This window comes from Pseudomonas sp. 2VD, from assembly GCF_005503585.1.
Taxonomy (GTDB): domain Bacteria; phylum Pseudomonadota; class Gammaproteobacteria; order Pseudomonadales; family Pseudomonadaceae; genus Pseudomonas; species Pseudomonas aeruginosa.
Genome location: NZ_SCND01000175.1, coordinates 1 through 12,090, shown reverse-complemented (window position 1 = coordinate 12,090; position 12,090 = coordinate 1). Strand labels below are relative to the sequence as shown.

General features: G+C 60.4%; 9 protein-coding genes. 6 read left to right on the top strand and 3 right to left on the bottom strand.

Annotated features, from left to right (window positions below; all coding sequences use genetic code 11):
- The first annotated feature begins 341 nt into the window (after nucleotides 1–341).
- From FFS27_RS34045 to FFS27_RS18940, 5 genes are all read left to right on the top strand, one after another.
- Complete coding sequence (locus FFS27_RS34045) at nucleotides 342–1,814, top strand: polymorphic toxin type 44 domain-containing protein (RefSeq protein ID WP_023095432.1); 1,473 nt, start codon at nucleotides 342–344, stop codon at nucleotides 1,812–1,814.
- 1,056 nt (nucleotides 1,815–2,870) lie between these two features.
- Nucleotides 2,871–3,911, top strand: coding sequence for a hypothetical protein (locus FFS27_RS18955; RefSeq protein WP_003138782.1), 1,041 nt, complete (start codon nucleotides 2,871–2,873; stop codon nucleotides 3,909–3,911).
- A gap of 80 nt (nucleotides 3,912–3,991) precedes the next feature.
- Entirely contained in the window at nucleotides 3,992–4,588 is a 597-nt protein-coding gene (locus FFS27_RS18950) for a hypothetical protein (protein WP_021264948.1), read from the top strand.
- Between the two features lie 93 nt (nucleotides 4,589–4,681).
- Nucleotides 4,682–4,972 carry a hypothetical protein gene (locus tag FFS27_RS18945; RefSeq protein WP_019486206.1) on the top strand — a complete coding sequence of 97 codons (291 nt, stop codon included), beginning with the start codon at nucleotides 4,682–4,684 and terminating at the stop codon, nucleotides 4,970–4,972.
- A gap of 328 nt (nucleotides 4,973–5,300) precedes the next feature.
- Nucleotides 5,301–7,232, top strand: coding sequence for a right-handed parallel beta-helix repeat-containing protein (locus FFS27_RS18940; protein WP_019486205.1), 1,932 nt, complete (start codon nucleotides 5,301–5,303; stop codon nucleotides 7,230–7,232).
- Between the two features lie 77 nt (nucleotides 7,233–7,309).
- On the opposite strand, the gene FFS27_RS18935 is transcribed toward FFS27_RS18940, so the two are convergent.
- Together FFS27_RS18935 and FFS27_RS18930 are read right to left on the bottom strand one after the other, a co-directional pair.
- Nucleotides 7,310–7,795, bottom strand: a complete 486-nt coding sequence (locus tag FFS27_RS18935) for a hypothetical protein (RefSeq protein ID WP_003138785.1) — start codon at nucleotides 7,793–7,795, stop codon at nucleotides 7,310–7,312.
- 434 nt (nucleotides 7,796–8,229) lie between these two features.
- Nucleotides 8,230–9,309 (bottom strand): hypothetical protein, encoded by a 1,080-nt coding sequence (locus FFS27_RS18930; RefSeq protein WP_003130917.1) that lies wholly within the window; start codon nucleotides 9,307–9,309, stop codon nucleotides 8,230–8,232.
- Nucleotides 9,310–9,552: 243 nt separating this feature from the next.
- On the opposite strand from FFS27_RS18930, the gene mcpN reads away from it, so the two are divergent.
- Entirely contained in the window at nucleotides 9,553–11,148 is a 1,596-nt protein-coding gene (gene mcpN / locus FFS27_RS18925; protein WP_021264945.1) for a nitrate chemoreceptor McpN, read from the top strand.
- 21 nt (nucleotides 11,149–11,169) lie between these two features.
- On the opposite strand, the gene FFS27_RS18920 is transcribed toward mcpN, so the two are convergent.
- On the bottom strand, nucleotides 11,170–12,090 hold a 921-nt coding region (locus FFS27_RS18920; RefSeq protein WP_137952145.1), incomplete at its 5' end, for a glutamate carboxypeptidase.

Here is a 12,090-nt window from a genome sequence, read left to right as displayed (position 1 = left end):
TACTTGATGCACCGCTACAACTGGATCAGGCCGCATCAATTCAACGACGGGTTACCACCTGCGGTGGCCGAAGAAAAACTCAACCCACTGTCCGGGATGGGTTGACCACTACAGCCGGCCAGCCAGCAGGAGTCGCCGGCATGGATGATGGGGCCATTCACCCAGCATCTCCTTCGACGGATCTTGCCTATCTCGCAGCCGACATCCACCAGTGCGCCTTAGAACTCTCGGCTTTCAGAGGGGAGAACAGGCTACTTCGTCTTTAGGAAAATTCTCAATTGAATTGATAATCATTCGTGTTTAACGTGTTGTGAAATACGATGCAAGTAGGGGAATGAGAAATGAGTAAGGCACCTCTAAATCTAGTTTCTACTACGATCTACGGCGACAACACCTCTATAGATGGGCTTGGAGATCCTGCTGGAGGTGGCACTGGAAAGGGAAGGCGTGTTCCTGGTGTCGAGGCTAGCGAACGTCCATTTCTACAAGTCATGCAGGAAGAGTCAATTATTCGTAGTGGTATTGAGAAAGATGGATACCCAGAGGTCAAGAAGAAAATAGAGAGTAAGATGAGGTCCGCTGCTGCCAAAGCGCGCAAGGCAGCGAGAGATAAATATAGTACGGCACTGGAGAAGCTGGTTGGTGAGGTTTCGGGCTTCCTAAGTTTCATTGACTCCCAATTTGGCCTTATGGAGGAAAAAATTGCTGAAGGTAGTAAGTCGTACGGCTCGAATCCTATCTACATGGTTGCGGATTTTTCTACGCGTGAGCTGATGAAGGCACGTGAAGAGGCGAAGAGAACAAATGATAACTCTTCGTATGTGGCGTTCTGGGATAACATGTCTAAAAGTTATAAGGCTATCTATGAGGGGAAAGCGTACTCTGAAAGTATCAAGAAGGTAGGGGAAGATTTTGATAGTCTAGCGCTTCAGATGTTAGATTCAACGGCTGCTTCCTTGAGTGATGACCTGGCGGTTGTTCTTAGGAGAGTTAGTGCTCAAGGTGCTATTTTTGATCAGCAAAGAGATATTCTTCTTCGTGAGTTGCCCAAGGATTTGCGGGGAAGAGTCCAGGTAAAAGCTGGTGATATCTCTAAAGATACGCGTTTGAATGGTGTGAATAGACTGCGAAGGGCTGCTCAACAGATTTCCGAGGAAAGTAAGGTCGCTGCTGTTGGTTATAAGTACAGGTTTGCCAATGGAAATATAACTCCTCCGCTGAGTTCAATGGAAATTGATGAGCTAAATGTTCTGGTTGTAAAGCAGGAGACGACAGATATAGGGAAGAAGTGGCTCGACTACCATCAGGCAACGCTGAACTCCGAGAATGCTAGGGTTGCAAGTGATTTTGCTAATGAAATCGGCCGACTCGCTGATTACATAAAACGGTCGGAGTCTCTTGGGGGACAGGCGCAAGCAAGAATCGATGTTAAGAAAGGTATCCCGCAAAGCCCGCCTGGTGTGGATGTTGTTAGTAACATGGAGCTTTCCAAAAAGCAGAGAGGGATTCTTAAGAGCAATGTACTAGTGCTGTCATGGTTCTATGGTCAGGTTAAAAATAATAGTCCATGGGACTACAAGCAGCAAGGTGCACAGTATGAGGCTTTCGGAAACTTCAATTACGGTGCTACGGGCGCTGCCGCGGGATTGTCGGAGCAGATTTTATTGAGAGCGGCAGGTGCTGCTCAGACTCTAGCAGGAACCTCTGATAAAGATTTTGGGGCTTGGTGGGCGGGGACTCCGTATGGCGACGATCCCGTTGATCAGATATGGATTAAGGCGGGAATAGACTATGCGAAGTCGAAAGGGTACTAATTTTGCTCTGATAGGGCTCTCGTGTTTGGCTCTGGGGCTGTTTGGTTATATATATTTCACTTCGCCAAGTATGCCTTCTCCAACAAGGATTGTCTCTGTTAAAGTGGTTGGAAATGGCGGGGCTATATACGAGGTCCTGTATGACTCTGGTGGGGCTACAGTTCCGTTTGTCTATCGCTATTTTTTGATGGAGTTCCAGACTGATGATGCTGAGGCTCTGAAGAAGCTGAGAGGTGCAGAGCCCTTTCTGGTAACGAAGAGTCCTAATGCTGTGCGTGAAATTCATGGTGATCGAGCAGATTTGTATGTCACGGATACTATCTATAAATATAGGAGTCAGGGATTCTTTATTATCGAAGGGCGACTGGTACCCATTAGGTTCAACCTGAAGGCTACCATGCCTTGACAAATGAAGCGCCGTCACCGCAGGGATGGGAGTGTGGTGGCGAAGTTTTTGTGCTTTAGGATGCAGCAGTCTCTGGTCACATAGGAGTTCCAACACCTCTGCTGGACACCATTCCCTGCCTGCTGAAAGCGCGACTCCCATTATGCGTAGCCGGTCGAGTATCGTTGCCTGTGCCATATCGTCGGTGGCGAGCAATTCCAACTGTCTACCATGGGCGTCCGAGAACCCAAGACCTTCCAGCGAGGCTCGTATACTGTTAGCCAATCGCTCGATGCGGATGACATCCCCATCAGCCTTCTTGACATAGGCTGCCACCGTTTTTCAGTCACTGACAAAACCTCCGTAATATAGTGCTTACACCTGGTACATCTGGATACTCTCCGAAGAGACTGGCGTGGCCTCAATGCGCGCGGGACCCACTCTTCCGGATGTGCACGTTTCCCGAGCCTGGCCTGCCAGACAACGCCGGTCCTAACGCCTGGAGGTCTGCGTAGGCGTAGAACCAACGAGGGCCGGCGGGCTGTGGCGGCTCCTGGCCCTGCTGGCGCGTCTTTGCGGGTCCTAGTCCATTTGAAATATTGCGATCCTGGCATGGGCCAGTAAGATGGGCCGTTCGACGACCCGCACCAGCCTCTATCAAGGATCGATACATGAGACTGTCCCGCCCGCGTTTTACCCTTTCCGCCGCCTTGCTGCTTTCTCTTTCCCTTTCCGGTTGCGTGTCGGAACTCGATTCGGGCGCCTATGGCAGCATGGACGATCCGCGCAACGCGCAGATGCTGGACCTGGTGGACCAGGCGCTGAAAGGGAACATGGCCGTGGTACTGGTGGCCGACGTGATGCCGCACAAGTCCCTGAGCGATGCGCTGACCATGACCCAGTGGACGCCAACGGCGATCTGGGAGTACGAGAAGGACCCGAAGGTGACCTTCGGCCGCAAGTTCCAGACCAACGCGCTGCAGCGGAAGCCCGACGAGACCTATCTGTTCAAGGCCTTCGAGGTGCATATCCTGCCGCCCGGCAAGTACCTGCTGACCGGCGGCGACGACTACCAGATCCATGGCTTGCTCGACCAGGTCGGCGCCCGCGGCGGTCCGCCCGGTTCGGGCCATGGCGCCAACGGCACCGCGTACCTGTCCCCCGAGCTGTATCGCGAGTACTACCGGGAAGAAGTCTGGAAAGATGCCACCTATGGCAGCGAGATCAAGACCGAGAAGGTCTGCACCGCCGTGCATGTGGCCTCGGGCGCCTGCGTGAGCTGGGGCGAGCAGCAATACACGCAGACGACCCAGGGCTCCCAGGCCGGCTATTACCAGCAGACCGACTCCCGCGACGTACCTTCGATCAAGATCCAGGCACGCTTGCCGGTCGACAAGGCGCTGGCCAGCTTCAGCGTGCAGGGCGGGCAATTGCTGCTGGCCCCGCGCATGCACCTGAAGACCCCCGGCTACAAGTACCAGCAGTCGAAGTGCCGGGCGATCGATCCGAAGAAGATCGAATGCCCATTGGAAAACCTGACCGTCTACACCTGGCCGGCGCCGATGGACTTCAGCCAGTCCCTGATCGCCCAGCGGGCCCTGAGCGACAAGCACCGGCAACTGCTGTCCAGGCTGCAGCCCCTGCAGATCACACCGCTGCGCAAGCAGGGCATGGAAGACCCGGTCTGGGGCGTGCCGCTGTCATTGAAATAGCGGGTGTTCGCTCAGGGGCGCGCCGGGTGCCGCCCCTATCCACGATCGGCAGGGAAGCATTTCCCCACAAGGAAGGTGACATGAACGTCTATCGCAAGGTTTCCCGCAGTGCCGTGACTTGGCTGTGCTCCGCGCTGCTGGCCGCATCCGGCCATGCCTGGGCCGAAGACTGGTGGGTGGTACACAAGGGCGACGACCCTGCCGAGCTTGACGTGTTCCTGGCCGATGCCGATTCGCTGGCACCGGTGCCGGGTATCGAAAACGCCTGGCAGGTGCAGATCGCCATGCTGTTCGACTCTTTCCATCTGCTCAGCGCGCATCAGTACCGCTGCGATACGCGAGAGGTGAAGGTGGTCAACGCCAAGACCTTCTCCAACAACGGGCAACCCACGGACCTCCAGTTCACCTTCGCCAAGGGCTGGACCCCGCTGCCCAACGAAAGCCATGAGGCTGTCCTCCAGTTCATCTGCGCGCCGCAGCAACGCGAACGCAACGGCATGCGCTCCACCGGCAGGGGCGTGCCATTGCAGGCGGTGATCACCGCCGTCGGCATGGTCGAGATGGAGCGCGCCCAGGCCAATCTCGCCGAGGCCCGGCGCAAGCTCGAAGAGGCCAAGAGCGATCGCGTCATGGGCGAACTCGATCGTCTGCTCGGCAACGAGCCCCGGAAGCCCTGAGCCGCTCTGACTGAAGCAGGGTGAAGCGAGGCGGATCGGGCCGTTTTCCGGGACGATCGGCGTAGGTCCGGAAGGCGCGTCGGGAGGGTATCGATGAAGTGGTATAGCCGCATCAGCCTGGGGCTCAGCCTCGCGGTCGCGAGCGCTTTCCTGGTGGCGTACTGGCGATCGCTCGACAGCCATGGCTATCCCAATATGAATGCGCCTGGGCTGTTCGCCTACCTGCTGGTCTTTCCTGCCTGCGCCCTGTTGCTGCATTCCACTGCGTTGGCATTCGTGCTCCAGCAGCGAAAGCTGGGGAGCGCTCGCGAAAGAGCGCTGCAATGGGCGATCAACCTGGTGCTGTGGATGGCGCCGCTTTGTTATGTCCTTGCCAGCGTCTAGCCCGATGTACTTCCTCTCAACCCGCAGAGCGACAAGCCATGAGGGCCGTTTCATCATTTTCCTGGGGGCAATGAGTGTGTTGTCCATTTCAATGGGTGGACGTTCAGCCGGCCCCGCCAGTAGACCGTGTAGCGTAGCTTCGTTTTCGCAGGAATGATGCCGAGCTTGGGACGGAAGTTGATGTCACGGTGCGATGGGGCTCAGAGGACTTGGGGCGGTGGGGCTTTGTCACGATCCCGGTCATATCATGGGCTGCTGACAAGGGAGCATGGCGATTGCGGCTGCCCTTTTCCTGGTGAAGTGCGAAACGGATTTTTCAGGAGGAAGCATGAGCTACGACACGACCGGTTCCATGGTGGGGGCCACAGTAGGAGACCCTAGCGATGAGCGATGGAATGCGTTGATTGACGAAACCGACCTCGTAAAGGGCGCATCACTTATAGGCAGATCGGCAATGGTTTTAGCCAGCCTGGCCGATCTTCCAGATGTTCCGCAAAGCTACACCCATGAGTACATCGTTCAAGGCCACAGACCCGGTATTACCACTGGTGGTGGCAGGTTCTACTGGGATGGGGCGGTTGCGCGGAATCGCCACAACGGCGGGACTATCATCAGCCCCACTGTTCCTGCGTACACTGCCCAGACGGGGTTGGCTGGCTATCTGGATGGCTCGGGGGAAACTGAGCCGTCCGCCTTTGGCTGCTTTGTCCGCAAAATCGAAGGCCATGGCATTCGCCTCGAATGGTTCGGCTGGCTGCCAGGGGAACTCGCCACCGCGCCAGCGCAAAAGCTTCTGCAACAAACCCGTTCGAACGAAGGCTCTGCGGCCCACATCGGTTACACGGCCATGTTTCCCCCGGCGACCGTTCGCTCCGGTCCATTAGTTATCGGTTCGGACCAGATCATCGCCGGAACCAGCCGGACTGTCATTCTCCAGGAGCCCGGTACGGTGACGATGGATGTCCAGCCGTTCATCAGCATGGCCGGACAGAGCAATGTGTTCATCTTCGGCAATGGAATGCAGATCAATGGACAGAAGAACGAGGCACGCAGCGGCGAAGGTCGATATGGACTTTTCATCTATGGCTCGAAAAAAGTCCTGGTCCAGGACCTGACAATCAACGCGTTCTCCGGTGATGGATTGGCCGTTACCGGCGATGCGGGGCGACCAAGCGAAGATGTACGCATCGACCGAGTCCTTTGCAACTTCAATGGACGCAATGGCTTTTCGGTCATCAATGCCAGGCGCGCGACGCTGCTGAATTGCCGAGCGACTAACACGAATACCAATGGACTTGGTGCATCAGCCAATGGACCCTGGGCGGCCTTCGACATAGAGCCCAATGAAGGAAGCGGTTACTTCATCGAAGATATCAACCTGATCGGTTGTTCGAGCGAGGGCAATGCTGGGAACGGACTCCAGTTCACCATCCCGAATACGGACTCCCCTGTCTCCGTCAGGGTCTCCGGATTCCAGTCCCGACGAGACGGTTCGGCTACTCAATACGGGGCGAAGAATGGCGGAGTGGGTTTCATATATGGAGGGGGCGTCTCTCCGAAAAACACTATGTCGGGTCTGATCCAACTGGTTGGCATCGTTGTCGACGAGCCTTTTGGCAGCGCTATGCGTTTCCGCAACTGGAGTGCCAGAAACGCGCCGGTACTCATCAGGGATGTCACGATAAGAAATGTGAACTTCGGCGTGGCCACGGGAAACATAAATCGATGCGGAGTCTGGCAGGACTCTTCTGACTCCATGGAAGTGATTGAACCAAAGGGCAATTTCGAAGTGGATGGGCTGACCGTCTTCGACGATAACCAACAGCTCATTCGACCCGTGTGGACCATGGGAATAGTGGCGGCTCCTACAATCGCCAAGGTGAGGAATGTCTACGTCAACCGACATGGCTATCCTGCTGTTTTGCCGTTACGTACGAAAGTACAAGGAGGCGTAGGGTGGAGCGAGCTGCCGATGGTGTCCTTGTCCTCGTCCTCAGCAATCGCAGGAACGGATTATGTCGGACAAATGGTCGAGTTGACGGGGAGCGGAGGATTCGTACTGCCGGAGGCCGCTCTTGCCTCGGGCTGTGTCTTCAGGATCAGGAATGGTTCGAGCGGCAGCATCAACGTCACGGCACTGGCTGGAGGAATCACGGGCAGTACCTACGGTAGCTACACCAACACAGGAAGCAGCCTGACCTTGATCAATGGGCAGTATGCCGAGCTATGGAGCAATGGAAGCACCTGGGTCCTGAAATGACGCGTAAACCTTTTATTTGGCTTGCCTCCGACTGTCATGGCGTATGGTCGGTATGCCAGGACAGCTTTTCGAGCGGCTCAGCGCTTCGGCGCAAAGACCATCTTCACCGGCGCATCGTGCTTCAGGCGCGAGCCGTCCGCTTGGTTTCCGGGCTCGAAGCTAGGGTGCCAGGCCCTGAGTTCCGTATCGGACAGCCACTCCAGTTGCAATTCGTCCGCGGATGCGCGCAGGTCGAATTGCGCCAGCGACTGCACGACTGAATGGCACTTTTCCGATTTCCCGGTTTCGAGGAGGGAGACCTGTATTTCTTCGCCCCAGGTGATCGAACCTTTCTCCGGGCATTTCCGAACCTCGACGTGGTATTGCCCGTTCGGCGACGGCAGGTCGGAAATCAGCTTGTCGGGGCCGCAGGCGGCGAGGAGTACACTCAGTATCAGCAGGGGGCTTTTTTTCATCCATGACCTCTGTGGAAATCTCGGAAAGGAATTCCTTTCTTTTCCTGGCGGAAAATGGGCAGGAAGCGTGCCTGCCCATCCTACGCGCGGACTGCTCGATCTGCCCATGGGCATCCACAGCTTCGTAGATGAGCGATATCAGATGGCACTGAGCGATTTCAGGATCAGATAGGTGCAGATGAGCACCCCTGCCATGGACAAGAGGCCCAGGGCGACAATGCTGAGTTTCATCGGGTTTCCTCGTTGAACTGCGATGGGCTGCTGTATCAAGGAGGGGAGAGGCTGCAGGTGAGAGGGAAAGCCCCGGGGGGATGAGCGGCCCCCGGGGCTTTGGTGACCACCATAGGAGAAAGTCACCTTGATAAGACTAGCCCTGTTTCGCTGTGCGGCAAGCGAAGCGGCATCGCTTTTCCCGCGGGATCGGGAAAATGCCTAGCCATACCGCAGTGATGGCCACGGAGGGTCCATGCGCCTCGTCCATTTCCTGATTGCCCTTCCCGCCGCGCTGCCGGCTGAGCCTCAGATAACCGCGAGGCGCGGGTTCAGCGGTCGTCGCCGATCTCCAGTTCGATGAAGTCGATGACTCCTGCCGCGCGGTTGTCGAGGCGCTCGAGTTCCTGGCCGTCCAGCGTCTGCAACAGCGAGGTGCCGTGTTCCAGGCGCTCGCCGGAGGCATGCGAAGCGGCTTCGCGGGTAGGACTGAACAGCCAGGCGTGCGGATGTTGCGCGCGCCAGGCGGCGCGGGGCGAAAGGCTGACCTCGGTGCCCGCCGGGTAGTGCCAGGCGCCCAGTTGCAAGGCCTCGGCGAGGACCGTGCCGCCGAGGCCGTACAGGCGGCGGTCGCGGTCGAAGGCCAGGGCGCCGCCGCTCAGCGCGATGCCGCGCACCGACACCCGTTGCCCGGTTTCCGGCATTACCCGCCAGCGCTCGGCGTCGCGGTAGCCGTCGGTGTAGACCATGCCGTCGCTGGCGAACAATCGCGCACCGGCGGGGAAGTCGATCTCGTCGGCGCGGTTGCCGGTCGCCAGGCTACAGCCTTCGAAGGCGGCGGGACGCCCGTCGCGCTCGCTGGCGAAGGCGATTTCCTGGCTGGCGTCGCAACGCCAACCTTCGATCTCGGCGACGCCCTCGCCACGCAGGCGCAGCGAAGTGGGATGGACGCCGGTGGTTTTCCATGGGTCCTGCGGGTCGTCCTGCTCGCTCTGCAGCCAGCGTTGCAGGTGGCGGGTGGCGACGCCGCGGATCGTCACCGGGGTGGGGAATTCGGCTTCGCGGAAGCTTTCTGGCTGGTGCTTGAGTTCCAGCTTCAGCCGGGTGCCGGCAGGCATCTCGATGCCTCCGAGGCGCGAGGGGCGCTCGAGCACGGCGCTGTGCGCGGCTTCCTCGCGCGCGCGTTCGCGCTCGTACTGCCAGAGACCGATCTCCAGCCAGGCGCGCAGTCCCAACGGGATCAGCAGGAGCAGCATCAGCAGGCCGCGGCTCGGCCAGCGGCGGCGCAAGCGCTGGCGCGCGCGCGGGCTGAAGGCCAGGAGCGATAGCCAGACCAGCAGCCAGATGCCGGCGACGAACGACGACAGGTAGATGAGCGGGACGATCAGGGGAAGAGGGGCGACGGGGATCACGCGGGCGTCCTTGCGGGCTGGGTTCCATGACGTCTCCGGCGCGGCGTGCCGGGTACCTGCCAGAGTTTACAGGGCGCGTCCCGATGCCGCAGCGGCAAACTGTCTTCAGGCCTTGCCCGCCGGGGGCCACGCCCTGGAGAGGGAGGCGCTCGGGGACGGAATCGGCGAAGTGACGATTCAAGCCCAGGCGCGACGGGCCGATGGGGTGGTTATCGGTTTCTGCAGTCCAGTGGGGAAAAGCCAATGAACGAAAGCGTCGCCAGGGTGTTCGATCGGATTCTGCGGGGGCTCGGGTTGAAGACCCTGAACGCCCAGTTCCTACTGTCCTATGCACTGATGTTCGGCCTGGCCGCCTGCGCCTCGGTGGCGTTGTACCTGAGCATGTCGATCTCGCCGGAAACCATCAACGTGGCCGGTGCGCAGCGCATGCTCAGCCAGAAGATGGCCCGCGAGGCGCTGCAATTGCGGCTCGGCGCCGGCGACCCAAAGGCCCTGGCCGCGACCATCGCCCAGTACGAGCGCTCGGCCGCCGACCTGGATGCGGGCAATGCCGAGCGCAACGTGAGCCGGATGGGCGCGCCGGAGATCGCCGCCCAGCGGCAGAAGGTGGCGCAGATCTGGGGCCGCTATCGGGCCATGCTCGACCAGGTGGCACAGCCTGCCAGCCAGGTCGACCTGCGCGGCTTCTCGCAGTATTCCACCGAGCTGTTGGGCGAGCTGAACAAACTGGTCTCGCTGATGAGCGCGCGCGCCGACAGTGTCCAGCACACCCAGATGTGGATCGCCTTCGGTTGCCTGTTGGCGATCCTGGTGCTGGTGGTGCTCGGCCGGCAGTTCGGCCTGGCGCCGCTGATGCGGCAGTTGCGCGGGTTGGAGGTGGCGCTGACCGAGGTCGGTGCGGCTAACTTCACCCATGCCCTGGCGGCGGGCCATGCGGACAACGAGATCGGCCGCATCGTCGCCGGCTACGAGCGGATGCGCCAGGACGTCAGCGGTCTGCTGGCGAACGTCAAGCGCAGCGCGGCAGAGACCGACAAGGACGTGGCCGAGGCCCTGGAGCAGGCGCTCGGTGCCGGCGACCAGGTGGCGCGCCAGCACCAGGACCTGGACCAGGTGGCCACCGCGATGAACGAGATGAGCGCCACCGTGGCCGAGGTCGCCCGCCACGCCAACCATGCGGCGCATTCCACCCGCGACGCCGCGGCCCTGGCCCACGAGGGACGCCGTCTGGTGGAGCACGCCAGCAGCCAGACCGGTGCCTTGGCGGAGGAACTGGAACAGACCGCCCTGGCGCTGAACACCCTGCACCAGCACGCCGGCAGTGTCGGCCAGGTGCTTACGGTGATCAGCAGCATCGCCGAGCAGACCAACCTGCTGGCGCTCAATGCCGCCATCGAGGCGGCGCGGGCCGGGGAGGCCGGGCGCGGCTTCGCCGTGGTGGCGGATGAGGTGCGTTCGCTGGCCAACCGTACCCAGCAGTCGACCCAGGAGATCCAGGGGCTGATCGAGCAGTTGCAGGACGGCGCCAACGATGCGGTCGCCGCCATGCGCGGTAGCGCCAGCCATGCCCAGAGCAACCTCGCCGAGGCCGACAGCGCGGCCCTGGCGCTGGGACGCATCGTCGCCACGGTGGAAGAGCTGGACGGCCTCAACCAGCAGATCGCGACCGCCGCCGAGGAACAGAGCCAGGTGGCCCAGGACATCGACCGCAACATCACCAACGTCTCCGGACTCTCCGAGCAGGCCCACGAAGGGACCGCCGCAGTGCTTTCGGCCAACCAGAGGGTCAAGGAGCACATGGCTGGCTTGCGCGTGGTGCTCGGTCGCTTCCGCACCTGAGGCTGGCTGCGGGCGTCGGCGCTAGTCGGCGGACAGCTCGCGGATCAGCGCCACCGTCAGGTACAGGCGCGGGGCGATGCTCGACAGTTCGAGGTATTCCGCCTCGCTGTGCAGGCCGGCGCCGACCACGCCGAGGGTTTCCAGCACCGCCGGCTTGTCGCTGCCGGGCACGTAGGCGTAGCCGGCGTCCGTGCCGAAGCGCATGGCGATCGGCTCGATGCGCTTGCCGATTCGGCCGTAGAGCGTCTGCGCGGTTTCCGCCAGGCGCTGCGAGGCGGGGTTCTTCACCAGGGGCGGACGCCCCTTGTCGAGACGCAGACTGACTTCGGTATCGGCGATCAGGCGTTCGCCGGTCAGCTTCCGGGCGTCGGCCAGTACCCGCTCGCTCTCGGCCGGGTCCGAGTAGCGCATGTCGGCTTCCGCCGAAGCCTCGGCGGGAATGATGTTGCGCTTCTCGCCGCCCCTGGCGAGGGTCCAGTTCAGCGTGGTGCCTTTCGCCGGATCGCCGAGGTCCTTGAGACGCAGCAACTGGTGCGACAGTTCGAGAATGGCGTTGCGGCCTTGCTCGGGTGCCGAGCCGGCATGGGACGAGCGACCCTTCACCTCGAGCAGCAGGCCGTCGATGCCATTGGTGGCTACCGTCACTGCGTCCCGGTCCGGCGGCTCGTAGGAGAAGACGTAGTCCTGCTGCCGGGCCAGCTCGGCGATCAGTTGCTTCGAGCCGGCGGAGCCGGTTTCTTCGTCGGGATTGAACAGCACGGTGATCCGTCCGTAGTCCCTGAAGCCTTGCTGCCTGAGCAGCGCCAGGGCATGCAGCACCATCGCCACGCCGCCCTTGGCGTCGGCCACGCCGGGTCCGTAGGCGCGCTCCGCGTCCTCGCGGAACGGACGCTTCGCCGCGCTGCCGGCGGCGAACACGGTGTCGTAGTGAATCATCAGCAG